Raw genomic sequence first — 14080 nt, forward strand, 5'->3', positions numbered from 1 at the left:
TTACGTTTCCATTTCTAACATTTGTCTCATTCTGAAATAGTCACTTTTAGTCGAAAATATCAGTTGGGGGTTCTCTTCTAGTATATCATTAAATTGTTTTGCCTTAAGGGATAAACACTCTCCCTTTTCGATATAATATTTATCAAAAAGTGACATAAGGTTAATACGTTTGACCTTGGTACTATTTTCAATGATAAAATACTGCTTTTGGTTTTCACAAAAATAAGCGATCGATAAAAAAGGGTTTTGACTGCCTTTAGCAGTTTCAATAGCATTATCTAAAAGATAAGTGATAACCGAAATTAAATCCATTAATTTCAAGCTATTTTCTTCAATATCATCTGGTATTTCAATATAGACACGAATACCTTGTTGCTGTGCTTCAATTAATTTTGAATTAATTAAGCTTCGAATAACTGATTCTTTAATATTGTCTAGCGAACCAAAGTTTTCCCCAACATTAACAATAGCATTCCCAGAGGCCCTGACGACATTGTTATAAACATAGGTAATGGTATCCAAATCCCCATTATCAACACTATCCTTTAAAGAAATCATGATATTTTCCGAATCATGTTTAACATTCCGAATTTGTTGATAGAGCATCTCTATATAATTATTATATCGTTTAAGATTCTCAATACGTTCTGAATGAGCCAAATGCAATTTTTCTTGAAGTTTATCTTTAGCAAATCGATTTAAGGTCAAGAAAATCCAAGTCATAAAGAGCATATAAATCATAATCAGTAACATCCTATATTTCTGTAAATAGTCAATGACTGAAATATCCATCAGCATGAGAACATGAAATAAAAGATAATAGCCTACCATGACTAAATTGGTAAAATAGAGACGACGTTTTAAGGGAACAGAGGTCATTAATTTGAATAGGGATAAATCAATTGAAAACATGTAAAGTAGCAAATAGATTGCTGGTAACAGTATGATATATACGACACTCAAGAATCCAAAACTCGTTCTAATAATATCATAGGAATAGCCAAAAAGAGATGGTAACAAGAGACCTGCTATCAACCGATACATCATTTCAATCAATAAGGTTGTAAAAAAACTGTTAAAAAGATGTTCTGACCATTTCCTATCCCTGTCAAATAAAAAACTTACACCCAAAAATAAAAGCGGATCAAATAAATTACTTCTATGAACAAATCCATGACAAATGGTAAAAATAGAAAAAATAGACAGCATTCGCCAAAGAGTCAATTTAATACCTGAAACTTTCGAAAAAATCACATAGTAGTCCAAAAAAACAATTACCGAAAGTATTAGTGCATTGACGATAGTTGTCATTTTTGAGACACCTCCTGATTGGTAATGATGAGTGTTTGGTTAAAACGATGAGATTGACTCCTTGTTTTAAGTGTTATATTTGTGTATTTTCGAAGAATCCTTGAAACGTGTGCTAAACCAAAACCTCTTCCAGTACCCTTAGTCGTTATACCATCTTTATAGATTTCTTTTATATCAACCTTTTCACATAAGGTACTATTTGAGACAATAAACAAAGTGTTTTTATCTGATAAAAAACAAGCTATTTCAATGATTTTTTCACTTGAATGAATGGCTGCTTCAATCGCATTATCACAAAAAATAGAAAGTATCAAAATCAAATCATAACGAAGGATTAAAGCATCCTCTATCACATCCGGCACCTCAAGAGAAACCTTTATACCAAGTTTTTCAGCCTCAATAATTTTAGCTGATAGAAGGCTTTTCACAGAAGACATTTTAATCTTTCCCAATTTGGATATACTATAGTGATTTTTATCCCAAAACTCACTAGAATGGTTAACACTTTTTTGATAGACAGTCTGAATTTCTCGAACATTACCTCTTTCAATACTATGTCCGATTTGATCGAGCCGTTCCAAATAGTCTAATTGAAAATGTTTCACATTACGGTATAACTTTTCTAAATTTTGACCATAATTTTCAAGATTATTGATATAAGCCGCTTGTTCATTTGAAATTTTTTCTTCCAAGTAGTGCGTTGACTTATGATTGAAGTAGGAGAGTAAAAAGACAAGAAAAATCGTAAAAACAGAAAAGAGTATTTTATAAGCACTAGGAATAATGATTTCTTTTTGATAGCTCAAAAAAGGATCTGAAAAGCCCATCACGACAAAAATATCAAGATAATAAGCGAATATAAAGGCTAAAAAAATACTGTAAAATTGATTTGAAAATTCTGAACTCTCATCTTTTAAAAAGAGTTTGTATTCTTTACCAACCAAGAAATTTAGCATATCTAATCCAAAAAAGACCAGAATATATGACAAGAGATTCATCCAAACATTACTGAAAGAAACCTCATGAACTGCGAAAAGATAAGGAAGTATGATAGATACAATAAAACGCGACACCAGATCAACAAATACTGTCGGTGCAAAAATAAGAAATATATTTCTTAAGTTTAGTTTTCTCTCACCGTGCAACCAGAGCACTGCCAAGAAGACAAAAGGATCAATCAGCATCGGTGAAAGAATTCTAACTTGATTAACAAATAAAAATACCGAGATAATAAAAGCTTTTTTCCAAAGTTGTAATTTAATATCTGACAGAAAGGTAAAAATGCTTATCTCAGCAAAATAGTAAACGACGATACAAAAAATCAGACCAAGTAATTCTTTTCCTAACATCCTTCTCCTTTCTAGCAAAAATAGTATTAAGTTCACCAATCAATAAATCAAAACGCCAAACGCGAGATAATTCCTAGTGAATGGTCAAATGTTGAGTCACAGTGTAGTTACTGCTCTTAGTTGACAGACTACAATTGGGATATCGATTCATAATTTTCATGACATTGGAAAGACCAATGCCTCGATTATGACCTTTTGTGGAATAGCCAGAGGCAAAAATCTGATTTAAGTTGATTTTTTCGACTAAACTCGAATTTTCAATAATAACATTCACAGCTTCATCATGCATAAACATAGCTAATCTTATTCTTTTCCCATGAGAATCCATTGCAGCTTCAATAGCATTATCTAGAAAAACCGATAAAACAATGATAAAATCAATTTCTTTCATTGCAAGAGTGCTAATGACATCTGGGATTTCGATGGTAACTGAAATTCCTTTTTCTTGTGCCTCAAGTAACTTGGCAGATATCAAACTCTTTATAGGAGAAATTTTCAAATGAACCAATTTGTCCAAATAATATTTTTGCTCCGGAAAAGGATTTTTATGATTTTGGATGTATGCATTAAAATCTTTTTGAATTCTTTTTTTATCCCCACTTTCAATGCTCTCTTCAAGCAATAACAAATTCTTTCGCGTTTTATTTCGAAAGTCTGTAATTTCTTGATAAAGGGCCTCAAGATAGTGATTATAGTTGGCTAGATTATGATAATGTTTTTGACGCTCCTCATTAATTATTAAAGCCACTGTTCTAGTTGATATCTTGTTTAAATTTAGAATTCCCCACAACAATACCAAAGCATAAAAATAAATAATAAGATGTCGATAATAAGCATTAATTAAAGCAAAGCTTGGAAGATAATGCTCAATGAAAATAGAAGACTGAACTAAAATATAAAAAAGAACCATAGTAATATTCATAGTTTGATAGGTTTTTGAGACCATCTCTGAATTAGCCAATTGAATAGCATCATAGTCTATATGTAAAACACAGTGGATAAAAGCATACAATGGCAAAATCAAAGCATATACAAGTATGACATACCAAGTCTGAGTACTTAGATATTCATAACTTTGATGAAAAAGAGTTGGTAAGATGATATAACCAACCATTCTTGACATAAAATCAGAAATAGTTGCAGTTAAAAAACTATAAAAAACATGATTTGATAAGGATTTGTTTGGACGAATTAAGAGGCTAAAAACGAAAAAGTAAATTGGGTCTAAAATAATATAATAAGGATCTACGAAAAAAATAGTAGCAATGGTTACTATGAAAAATAATAAAATCTTCCATAGTTTTGCTTGCGCCTTCGAAATGGTTAAAAACAGAATAAGATTATTAAGCATAACAATCATATAAAGAATTAATTTGTAAAGGATTAGCAAAGTGGCTCCTTTCTCTTAATGTTGGCGAAGTCGTAACAATTGATAAGAAGTTGGCCCTTTTGTATAAGACTCGTAAGTCATTTTGGGATATTTCTCCAAATATGCATCCACAATCAAATTCGTACGATCAATTAAATCCAGCACATCATTTCCATGCCCTTTTAATGATGTATCAACACTTGATATAATACGCAATGTTTGACCAGCCTTATCTCTAAAAAACTCTAATCTTAAGAAACTTTTATCTCCATTTACAGCTCGTTCAATAGCCAAGCTAATAATTGTTGAAGTGATTACTAAAATATCCGATGAATGCACATAGCGACTTTTCCAATGCGAACTAATGTCAATTGAGGTTTTGATCCCCTTTTGATTCGCTTCATAAAATCTTAAGGCTAACAAGGTCCTTAAATCAAAAGATTCAACAGAAGCAAAATCTTCTAAATTAATGGAAAGTGGTCGGTCTATGCTAGTTTCCATTTGTTCAACAATACTGTAATAGACTTTCTTGATAGTATCAAGCCCTTCCGTCTGTATACTACCTTCCAAGCTAATCAGCATATTATTATAATCATGTTTAAAGGACTTTACAGATTGATACATTTCCTCAATATAACTATTGTATTCTTCTAATAGCTCTATATGTTGATTTTTCTCTTCCTCAATTTGGGCAATTGCTAACTTTCTCGCATACGTTGACAAATGAGACATTAAATAGAGACAAATAACAAAATAAAGCAGAATTATGATTCTTCGTAACCAATTCATTTCGCTATTATTTGCATTTACAAAAGGAATAAAAGCTAAATAGGATACTATTCCAATATCACTAATCAGTAAAAAAAGATTAATGTGTTTTGAAAAATGTCTGATAAATGAAAACGTTTCAATGCTAAAAACTTTCATTAAAAATAGAAAAGTTGGCAACGCAATACAAACAGACAAGATGACATGAGGAAGACTCTCAGAAATACTTGTATCTGGAACATTTAAAATAAAAGGTAGAATATATAAAAGAATAAGCCTATAAAGGAGGTTCAAAATAGAAAATGGAAAAAAAGAATAGAAAATATGATGTCTTAACTTATAATTTTGATGGTAATAGTAGTGATAAGCAAACATTAATGAAATAGCTACTATTTGAAAAGGAATTCGTAAAATCAGAACCCCAGTCATACCAAAAGAAATCATCAAAAGCATACGTATCCAATTGACTTTTTCATTACATGTCATAAAGAAAATAATCCATCCCACAAAAAAACGAGCCAGATGAAAGATTATTTCTTGTTGAAAATGTCCCATAGTCCCCTCCATTTATCATTACTTATCATACTATAAGAAAATGAATATGGCAATTTAGGTGATATTGAAATCTTTCTTACAATGAACAGGGTCTACCACTTTCTCGTAAAAGACCGTTCTAAAACATAATTCCTGTCTAGTTCGTTGAGTAAATAAATAAACTTTGAATAGAATATACCAATCACAAATAGGCAATTAGGATGCCCCATTCTCCTTAAAAAGTCACAAAAAAACTCTTGAAACAATCAAGAGTTTCTTTCTTATAACATATTAGCAATGTGTTGAATTGATTTTTCACGGCCTAATAAGTAGATTGTATTTGGCAATTCTGGTCCATGCATTTCACCTGATACAGCGATACGAATTGGCATAAAGAGATTTTTCCCTTTGATTCCTGTTTCTTTTTGAACAGCTTTAATTTGAGGGAAGATATTCTCTGGTTTGAATTCGTCATCAGACATGGCTTCCAGTTTTTCTTTAAAAGCTTTAAGCACAACTGGAACAGTTTCCCCTGCCATCACTTCTTTTTCAGCTTCGGTTAATTCTGGGAAATCACTGAAGAAGAGATCTGTTAGTGGGACAATTTCATCAGCTGATTTTAATTGCGGTTGGTAAAGTTCCACTAATTTTTCAGCTTTTTCTGTTAAACGGCCAGCTTCTTCTAAGAAAGGTTTACACATGTCAAAGACTTTATCAAAATCAGCATGTTTGAGATAGTCATTACTCATCCAATCCATTTTTTTCTGATCAAAAGCAGCTGGTGACTTACTGAGGCGATTTTCATCAAAGAGCTCAATTAATTGTTCTCTAGTGAAGATTTCATCTTCTCCACCCGGATTCCAACCCAAGAGGGCAATAAAGTTAAATACCGCTTCTGGAAGATAGCCTTTTTTACGGTAGTCTTCAATAAATTGAAGCGTATTGGTATCACGTTTTGATAACTTTTTACCAGTTTCAGAATTAATGATCAAGGTCATGTGTCCAAATTCAGGTGCTTCCCAACCAAGAGCTTCATAGACCATTAATTGTTTTGGTGTATTGGCGATATGATCATCTCCACGAATAACATGTGAAATTTGCATATCGTGGTCATCAATAACAACAGCAAAGTTATAAGTTGGGTAACCATCTTTTTTCTGAATAACCCAGTCACCACCGATGTTGCCACCTTCAAATTCAATGTCGCCTTTTACCATATCCGTCCATTTGTAGATGCCTGATTCATTAACTTTTAAACGAACAGTTGGAATAATCCCTTTAGCTTCACGCTCAGCAATATAAGCTGATTTTTCCTCTTCAGACATGCCAATAAACTCATTGATGTATCGAGGCGTTTCGCCAGCTGCTTCTTGTCTTTCACGTTCTGCTGCTAGTTCTTCTTCGGTAACATAAGATTTGTAGGCTAAGCCTTTTTCCAAAAGCTCATCAATGTATTTTTGATAAAGTTCTAGGCGTTCAGATTGACGGTAGTTTTCATGGGTTTGAGGGCTTTCGTCCCAATCCATTCCCAACCACTTGAGATTTTCAAGCTGTGAGCGCTCACCATCTTCGACATGTCGTTTACGGTCTGTATCTTCAATACGAATAATGAAAGTTCCACCGTGATGACGGGCATAAAGATAGTTAAAGAGTGCTGTACGGGCATTACCGATGTGCAATAAGCCTGTTGGACTTGGTGCGTAACGCACACGAATTGGTTTAGACATTCTAATTCTCCTATTCCTATTAAAAAGCATTTTAGTCAGCTAAAAACAAGCAACAATGGGGCTTGAGCTTGTTCTCTTTTGTTTTTCTACTAACTCTTAATGTTTTAAATCTTTACTATTATAGCACATTTTATAGCTTGGAGCGAAAAAAATCAGCCTTAAATAGACTGATTTATCTGATTTTTAGTTGCCACTTGTTACGATATATTTTTGGAGTGATGAGGCGAATTGTTGAAGGTTTAAGGTTTGTATATAGATGTCACCGACACCTCGGAAGGTATTGACAACACCTTCGCCTGTTCCAATTGACTGCATAAAGCCATTTTCTAAATGAATATCATAATCTAACTCTTTACTCCATGCCACTACGTGAGCGTTGTCGATGGTCATTTCACCGCCAGTTAGCTCAATTTTCTTGATAGAGCCAAAGGAGTTTGCTAAGAGTGTGCCTTGGCCATTAGTCGTCATGACAAAAAGCCCACCTTGACCGCCAAATAAAGCCTTGCCAATGCTTTGACGTTCCATTGTGTATTGTGCAGAACCATCTAAAGCCAAGAAAGCACCATCATTAAGACGGTATTGTTTCGCTCCCAATTCTAGTGCAATAACTTGTCCAGGAGTATTTGGAGCTAGCGCAATTTTGCCGTTATCACCACTAGAGTGCGCTTGGGTGATAAAAACTGATTCTCCCGATACCATTGAACGACCTATGGCTCCAACTAGTTTACCCAAGCCAGACCCTTTGCTATTTAGCTTTGTCGTCAATTCGACTTCGGGATTGTGATAAACCATGCTACCATGTTGTAAGTAGATTGACTCACCCTTTTCCAAATCAATCTCAACCAATGGGAATTGCATGTTTGAATCAATTCTATACTTCATCCGATTGTCTGCCATTGTGATTCTCCTTTAAATCTCCAATAATAGTGATGTCTCATCACCTTCAGTATAGTCATTATCACAACTTTTGTCCAATATTTGCACAATAAAGATGAAGTGAAAAAATATGATGATAGCAGATTAATTGTCCCAGGCAAAAATGACATCAAAAAAGCCTAGGATTTAATATCCCAGACTCTATAAACGTATGTTTTAAAGAATGACTTGTGTCATTTTGCCAGTATCAACATCATAAACAGCACCGTTTATGACAACGTCACTCGGAATTAATGGTGAATCTAACAAAATTCGCATATCTTCACGGACAGATTCTTCCACATCTTGGAAAGGTAAGAAATCTTGACCAGAAACATCCACACCTAATTCATGATGAATATGTTGAGCGAAGCCTTCATTTGTAAACGTCTGAGCCCCACAATCGGTATGATGGAGGACCACAATCTCACGTGTTCCCATTTGTTGCTGTGAAATAACTAAAGAACGAATCATATCTTCAGTCGCTCTTCCACCAGCATTTCTTAAGATATGGGCATCTCCTAATGCTAAACCTAAAGCTTGCGCAACGTGCAAACGTGAATCCATACAGGTCAGAATAGCTACTCGAGTTTTAGGTTTTAGAGGTAAATGGGCAGTGCCATGTAAATCCACATAAGCACCATTAGCTGATAAAAAATGTTCAAAATATGACATAATGTCCTCCTAAGACGAATTGACAATCTTTCCTTATCTATGTCATATCTTATCACTTTTTCGTGAAAAAGTCTGAAAATTGAACTGTTTTTCATTTATGTTCGTTTTTTACACATCCATTTGCTTTTATATATCAAAACATTCGTTAACTATGATTGTTTAAGCTTTGGAAAATACTGCCTTTAAAACCTCACCGACGGTTGTGACCCCTACAACTTGAATCCCTTTGGGAATATCAATACCATGTAATGCATTTTTGGGGGCATAAATTTTTGTAAAGCCTAATTTAGCCGCTTCGTTGATTCTTTGTTCCATTCGAGTTACCCTTCTGATTTCACCTGTCAGCCCAATTTCACCTAAAAAGGCTTCTTGGGGGTTTGTCGGCATTTCTTTGTAGCTAGAGGCAATGGCTACTGCGACAGCCAAATCGATAGCAGGTTCATCTAACTTAACTCCACCAGCTGACTTCAGATAGGCATCTTGATTTTGTAATAAAAGACCACATCGTTTTTCTAAAACAGCCATAATCAAGCTAATTCTGTTAAAATCAAGACCTGTGGTCGTTCTTCTGGCATTTCCAAAAACGGTAGGCGTAACTAAAGATTGGACCTCAGCCAAAATCGGACGACTGCCTTCCATGGTAACGACAATGGCAGAACCTGTGGCACCATCCAAGCGTTCTTCTAAAAACACTTGACTCGGATTGAGAACTTCAACCAGACCACCTGACTGCATTTCAAAAATACCAATTTCATTTGTAGAGCCGAATCGATTTTTAACTGCCCTCAAAATTCGGAAGGTATGATGCCTTTCACCTTCAAAATAAAGAACAGTGTCAACCATATGTTCAAGCATCCGTGGGCCAGCAATTGTTCCTTCCTTTGTGACATGACCCACAATGAAAGTCGCTATATTATTCGTTTTAGCCAATTGCATTAATTCAGCTGTCACTTCACGGACCTGACTAACAGATCCCTGAACACCTTGAATCTCTGGACTCATGATGGTTTGAATAGAGTCTATAATCAAAAAATCAGGTGCTATTTTTTCGATTTCCGAACGAATGCTCTGCATATTGGTTTCAGCATAAAGGTAAAATTCATTATCAATATCACCTAAACGCTCACTTCTTAGCTTAATTTGTTCGGCTGATTCTTCGCCAGATACATACAAGACAGTTCCCTTATTTGCTAATTGTGTGGACACTTGTAATAGCAAAGTAGATTTTCCAATGCCCGGATCGCCACCGATTAAGATTAAACTGCCTGGTACGACACCTCCGCCAAGAACTCTGTTAAACTCCTCCATATCCGTCTTAGTTCGGGCGTAATTGATATTATCAACATCTTTAAGCTTTACAGGTCTACTTTTCTCCCCAGTCAAACTCACACGCGCATTTTTTACCTCTTTCACCTCAACCTCTTCTATAAAAGAAGACCAAGCTGAGCAATTAGGACATCTGCCAAGGTATTTAGGGGATTGATAGCCACACTCCTGACAAACATATGTCGCTTTCTTTTTAGCCATTTCGATTTAATACTTCCTTATTTATTTCTCAAGAGTTGGTAACCTTTTTAGCGATCTGTTGAGCCAAAGCCACCTATACGAATACCATCTGCCTGATCTCCATCAGCTAAAAGGTATGGGGCAAAAACCGCTTGAACAATGCGCTCTCCCGCTTCAAGCTTAACCGTCTGATCTGAAATATTTTTCATTTGGGCAAAAATATGACCTTCATTAGCTTGGTTACCATAATAGTCTCCATCAATCACGCCAACGGAATTAATCAAGACCAAGCCTTTTTTACGTGGGTTTGACGAACGGTCATACAAGTAGAGAACTTCACCATCTTGCATATAGGCCTTCAAACCTGTCGGTACCAATTTAATGTCGCCAGGAGCAATTTCCATACTTTCTGCAACCTTCAAGTCATAACCGGCAGCGTGTTTGGTTTCTCTTTTGGGCAAAAGCTCCGCTCGATCAGCATAAGTTGTAATTAATTCAAAGCCACGTACTTTCATCAGATTAAATCCTCTTCTTTAGATAATTAATGTCTCTATTATAAAGTATTCGTAAAAGAATAGCAAAATCGTACAAAAAAAAGACTTTTATGAAAAGTCTTTTTGAAAGTATTAATTATTTTTCTGGCACAAATTTAAACAAAACAAAGGACATTATTGTTGTCATCGTAAAGAAAAGGATTTTCATCCAGACAAAAGGTGCAAAAATAATAGAAATACCCATTAAAATCCAAACCTGAATCAAGATTTGTTTTTTGCGTTCACGTTTGATAATTCTAGTTTCCAAATAATCTCCGACATAATATTTATAGACTTTTGTTCCACGTAACCAATTATTAAAACGATCAGAGCTGCGAGAAAAACAAAATCCTGCTAATAAGAGCAAAGGAGTCGTCGGTAAAATTGGTAAGGGAATGCCAATAATGGCTAAAACAAAACTGACACAGCCAGCAATAATATATAGTGTTTTTTTCATAGGAATCCTTTAGTTCATTACTTCAATAAATCATTATAACAGAATGTGTACTTGACTGCTCATCTATTTGCTTATTATAACATTTTATAAAAATGAATAATTCGGAAAATAATTGATATTCTTTCATTAAAGCGTTATCATATTGGAAAGAGCCCTACTCTTGAAATTTTAGAAATCGAGGACACACTATGAAACTCATTGGTCTTGTCGGTACAAATTCCAGTCGTTCCACTAACCGTCAGCTTCTTCAATATATGTCACATCATTTTGTAGATAAAGCAGATATTGAACTCATGGAAATCAAAGATTTACCACTTTTCAATAAGCCTGCAAATAAGGAATTACCTGAGAGGGTGAAAGAAATGGCTACAAAAATCCAAGAGGCTGATGGTGTTATCATCGGTACTCCTGAATATGACCATTCCATTCCTGCTTCTTTAATGAATGCTTTAGCTTGGTTATCATATGGTATCTACCCTTTACTTGGTAAACCCGTTATGATTACTGGTGCTTCATATGGTACATTAGGTTCATCACGTGCTCAATTGCAGTTGCGTCAAATTTTAAATGCACCTGAGTTGAAAGCAACCGTTCTCCCTGACGAGTTCTTACTATCCCATTCTTTACAAGCCTTTGATGCAAACGGTAATCTCTTCGACTTAGAAACCATTCAAAAACTGGATGCTATCTTTGATGATTTCCGTATTTTTGTCAAAATCGCTGGAAAATTATCTAATGCTCAAGAACTTTTGCGGAAAGAAGCTGAAGATTTTGACTGGGAAAACTTGTAACAAGAAAGGATCTTACTTATGAAATTTGTTGGAATCGTTGGCTCAAACGCAGATCAATCATACAACCGTATGCTTTTAGAATTCATGAGACGCCATTTTAAATTAAAATGTGAATTGGAAGTCTTAGAAATCAAAGATATTCCTATGTTTAACCAAGATGAAGACCAATCGGACTCTTTTGCAGTTAAATATCTCTACAATAAAATTACTCGCGCTGACGGTGTTATCATCGCAACACCTGAACACAACCACACTATTACTCCTGCTCTTAAGAGTACACTTGAATGGTTATCCTTTAACTTGCACCCACTTGAAAACAAGCCAGTCATGATTGTTGGTGCATCTTATTACGATCAAGGCACTTCCCGTGCCCAAGTACACTTACGTAAAATCTTAGAGGCACCTGGGGTTAACGCCTTTACCCTTCCAGGAAATGAATTCTTACTAGGAAAGGCTAAAGAAGCTTTTGATAACAATGGCGATATTATAAATGAGGGTACTGTGACATTCTTAGAAACCTGTTTAGATAACTTTATAAAGTATGTTGGTGTTGTATCTGCCTTGAGAAAACCTAAACCAATCGCCAAAGAAGATTTGGATTGTAACAATCCCATTGCAACAACCATTCCTGGCGTCGATCCTGATGATCCTGAATGGGTTGAAAAAGCCGCTAAAATCGTAAATGCTGTTGAAGGGGACACCTATGTCAAGCTCGATCATGGTATCTTAACCGTTGACCAGATCAATATGTTCTTAAAAGCTATGCCATTTGAACTAACCTACTCAGATGACAACAACCAATTCCTTTATTACAACAATGCCCATCAAGATCCAGAAACCATGTTTGCCAAACGTTTACCAGAACAAGTCGGTAATCGACTCTCCACCGTTCACGGATCACTTCCTCCTGGACGCATGAAAAATGTTGAGTGGGTGGTAGGTTCGCTACGTAATGGTAACGAAGAATACGTTCGAACGATTGTACCTGGTGGTCCATCAGAAGTTATTAATACTCATAACTACCAAGCGATGTACTATCCCGATGGTTCTTTTGCAGGAATCAATGAGATTGTCTTTAATTTTAAACCTTGGCTAGATTGGTACTTAAAAGAATCCGGTCAGTATCTTGCTGGCGGAAAAGCTAGCGCAATGCCTGTTAGTCAAGCCAGTGTAGATGCTACTTCTGGAGCCTCTGATGCAGGTGGAGCTACCGCTACTCCAGTAGTCACTGCTGCTGATGCCACATCTGGTGCCTCTGAGCATTAACAAATAAAAGCCAACTCTCCTCTGATAGTTGGCTTTTTTGTCTTAAATTTCTTTGCCTTGGTAAAGAAAAGGCACCGTCTTCTTGTCTTCTATTTTTGGGTTTTTAAGAAAAGATTTTGCCTCCCTATTTACTTTTTTCAAATCTATCCCTTGAATACGAGCGGCATAAACACAACCACAGTAGCATTGACGATAAATGTCGTACTCCTGACACATTTGTACTGAACGTCGGTAGCCATTATTTTTCTTAAAATCACTTGGAAGATACCTAGTTTGATAACAGTTTTGAATATCGATACCAATCTTATTAATGAGCTGTGCATTTTTATGGGGACTGATGGTTAAAGCACTCGCAAAATAGTCAAAACCAAGTTCTAGAGCCTTTTGAGCAGTCAAATCTAGACGATAGTCGAAACAAAGACGACAGCGTTCACCACCTTCAGCCTCCTTTTCATATCCTTTCACTTTTTGTTGATATTCATTGGGTTGATAAACTTCTTCTAGATAAGTCACTTTATGACCTGTCTTTTGATTAAAAGCTCTAATAAATTCTTGAGTTACAAGTGCCCTACGCTGGTATTCGGATTTAGGATGAATATTTGCATTAGCAAAATAAACGGTAATATCGGCAAATTCTGCTAAATATTCTAAACTATAAGTTGAGCAAGGGGCACAACACACATGTAGCAAAATCCTAGGTCGTATCTTTTGAAGAATCCAATGGTCACGCATTTCTTGCATTAGTTTATCATAATTAACTTTTTGATTTGGCTTAACCTTAGCAAGAATATCTTCTACATTAATCATTTCGTCCCCTTTCAAATCTTTACTTATTTCTTATCATACTTGATGTCTCAAAGACTGTCAAAGTAGCTTTAG

13 protein-coding genes are annotated in these 14080 nt (G+C 35.2%); 2 read left to right on the forward strand and 11 right to left on the reverse strand.

Annotation, left to right across the window (positions count from 1 at the left end; translation table 11 throughout):
- The 10 genes from DQM95_RS09135 to DQM95_RS09180 all read right to left on the reverse strand — a co-directional run bounded on the left by DQM95_RS09135 (window position 1) and on the right by DQM95_RS09180 (window position 11144).
- Entirely contained in the window at window positions 1-1311 is a 1311-nt protein-coding gene (locus DQM95_RS09135) for a GHKL domain-containing protein (protein ID WP_037592589.1), read from the reverse strand.
- Window positions 1308-2660: a GHKL domain-containing protein gene (locus DQM95_RS09140; protein WP_037592587.1), complete on the reverse strand. Its 1353-nt coding sequence runs from the start codon at window positions 2658-2660 to the stop codon at window positions 1308-1310. Before DQM95_RS09140 ends, DQM95_RS09135 begins: the two co-directional genes overlap by 4 nt.
- A 73-nt stretch (window positions 2661-2733) precedes the next feature.
- The gene (locus DQM95_RS09145) at window positions 2734-4011 is read right to left on the reverse strand and encodes a sensor histidine kinase (protein ID WP_170123124.1); all 1278 of its coding nucleotides are present in this window, start codon (window positions 4009-4011) and stop codon (window positions 2734-2736) included.
- Window positions 4012-4065: 54 nt separating this feature from the next.
- Window positions 4066-5352: a hypothetical protein gene (locus DQM95_RS09150; protein WP_037592586.1), complete on the reverse strand. Its 1287-nt coding sequence runs from the start codon at window positions 5350-5352 to the stop codon at window positions 4066-4068.
- Window positions 5353-5612: 260 nt separating this feature from the next.
- The gene (gene gltX, locus DQM95_RS09155) at window positions 5613-7058 is read right to left on the reverse strand and encodes a glutamate--tRNA ligase (protein WP_046388361.1); all 1446 of its coding nucleotides are present in this window, start codon (window positions 7056-7058) and stop codon (window positions 5613-5615) included.
- A gap of 183 nt (window positions 7059-7241) precedes the next feature.
- The gene (locus DQM95_RS09160; RefSeq protein ID WP_015911973.1) at window positions 7242-7955 is read right to left on the reverse strand and encodes a TIGR00266 family protein; all 714 of its coding nucleotides are present in this window, start codon (window positions 7953-7955) and stop codon (window positions 7242-7244) included.
- 195 nt (window positions 7956-8150) lie between these two features.
- Window positions 8151-8648, reverse strand: coding sequence for a beta-class carbonic anhydrase (locus tag DQM95_RS09165; protein ID WP_015911974.1), 498 nt, complete (start codon window positions 8646-8648; stop codon window positions 8151-8153).
- Between the two features lie 159 nt (window positions 8649-8807).
- The gene (gene radA / locus DQM95_RS09170; RefSeq protein ID WP_015911975.1) at window positions 8808-10175 is read right to left on the reverse strand and encodes a DNA repair protein RadA; all 1368 of its coding nucleotides are present in this window, start codon (window positions 10173-10175) and stop codon (window positions 8808-8810) included.
- A gap of 47 nt (window positions 10176-10222) precedes the next feature.
- On the reverse strand, window positions 10223-10669 hold the full coding sequence (locus tag DQM95_RS09175) for a dUTP diphosphatase (RefSeq protein WP_037592584.1): 447 nt from the start codon (window positions 10667-10669) through the stop codon (window positions 10223-10225).
- Window positions 10670-10784: 115 nt separating this feature from the next.
- A complete protein-coding gene (locus DQM95_RS09180; protein WP_015911977.1) occupies window positions 10785-11144 on the reverse strand; it encodes a YbaN family protein in 360 nt (119 codons plus the stop codon).
- 188 nt (window positions 11145-11332) lie between these two features.
- Here DQM95_RS09180 and DQM95_RS09185 point away from each other — a divergent pair, with 188 nt between their 5' ends.
- Together DQM95_RS09185 and DQM95_RS09190 are read left to right on the forward strand one after the other, a co-directional pair.
- Window positions 11333-11935: an NADPH-dependent FMN reductase gene (locus DQM95_RS09185; RefSeq protein WP_015911978.1), complete on the forward strand. Its 603-nt coding sequence runs from the start codon at window positions 11333-11335 to the stop codon at window positions 11933-11935.
- Window positions 11936-11953: 18 nt separating this feature from the next.
- Window positions 11954-13201 carry an NAD(P)H-dependent oxidoreductase gene (locus DQM95_RS09190; RefSeq protein ID WP_037592582.1) on the forward strand — a complete coding sequence of 416 codons (1248 nt, stop codon included), beginning with the start codon at window positions 11954-11956 and terminating at the stop codon, window positions 13199-13201.
- A 42-nt stretch (window positions 13202-13243) separates the two neighbouring features.
- Here the strand turns inward: DQM95_RS09190 and DQM95_RS09195 are convergent, their stop codons facing one another.
- A complete protein-coding gene (locus tag DQM95_RS09195) occupies window positions 13244-14008 on the reverse strand; it encodes an epoxyqueuosine reductase QueH (RefSeq protein WP_037592581.1) in 765 nt (254 codons plus the stop codon).
- Between the last annotated feature and the right edge of the window lie 72 nt (window positions 14009-14080).

The sequence above is a fragment of the Streptococcus uberis genome, from assembly GCF_900475595.1.
In the GTDB taxonomy this organism is placed as follows: domain Bacteria; phylum Bacillota; class Bacilli; order Lactobacillales; family Streptococcaceae; genus Streptococcus; species Streptococcus uberis.

Excerpts from the sequence above, each read along its gene's own strand:
- DQM95_RS09135 (WP_037592589.1), bottom strand. The coding sequence starts at position 1,311 with ATGACAACTATCGTCAATGCACTAATACTTTCGGTAATTGTTTTTTTG.
- DQM95_RS09140 (WP_037592587.1), bottom strand. The coding sequence starts at position 2,660 with ATGTTAGGAAAAGAATTACTTGGTCTGATTTTTTGTATCGTCGTTTAC.
- DQM95_RS09145 (WP_170123124.1), bottom strand. The coding sequence starts at position 4,011 with ATGCTTAATAATCTTATTCTGTTTTTAACCATTTCGAAGGCGCAAGCA.
- DQM95_RS09150 (WP_037592586.1), bottom strand. The coding sequence starts at position 5,352 with ATGGGACATTTTCAACAAGAAATAATCTTTCATCTGGCTCGTTTTTTT.
- gltX (WP_046388361.1), bottom strand. The coding sequence starts at position 7,058 with ATGTCTAAACCAATTCGTGTGCGTTACGCACCAAGTCCAACAGGCTTA.
- DQM95_RS09160 (WP_015911973.1), bottom strand. The coding sequence starts at position 7,955 with ATGGCAGACAATCGGATGAAGTATAGAATTGATTCAAACATGCAATTC.
- DQM95_RS09165 (WP_015911974.1), bottom strand. The coding sequence starts at position 8,648 with ATGTCATATTTTGAACATTTTTTATCAGCTAATGGTGCTTATGTGGAT.
- radA (WP_015911975.1), bottom strand. The coding sequence starts at position 10,175 with ATGGCTAAAAAGAAAGCGACATATGTTTGTCAGGAGTGTGGCTATCAA.
- DQM95_RS09175 (WP_037592584.1), bottom strand. The coding sequence starts at position 10,669 with ATGAAAGTACGTGGCTTTGAATTAATTACAACTTATGCTGATCGAGCG.
- DQM95_RS09180 (WP_015911977.1), bottom strand. The coding sequence starts at position 11,144 with ATGAAAAAAACACTATATATTATTGCTGGCTGTGTCAGTTTTGTTTTA.
- DQM95_RS09185 (WP_015911978.1), top strand. The coding sequence starts at position 11,333 with ATGAAACTCATTGGTCTTGTCGGTACAAATTCCAGTCGTTCCACTAAC.
- DQM95_RS09190 (WP_037592582.1), top strand. The coding sequence starts at position 11,954 with ATGAAATTTGTTGGAATCGTTGGCTCAAACGCAGATCAATCATACAAC.
- DQM95_RS09195 (WP_037592581.1), bottom strand. The coding sequence starts at position 14,008 with ATGATTAATGTAGAAGATATTCTTGCTAAGGTTAAGCCAAATCAAAAA.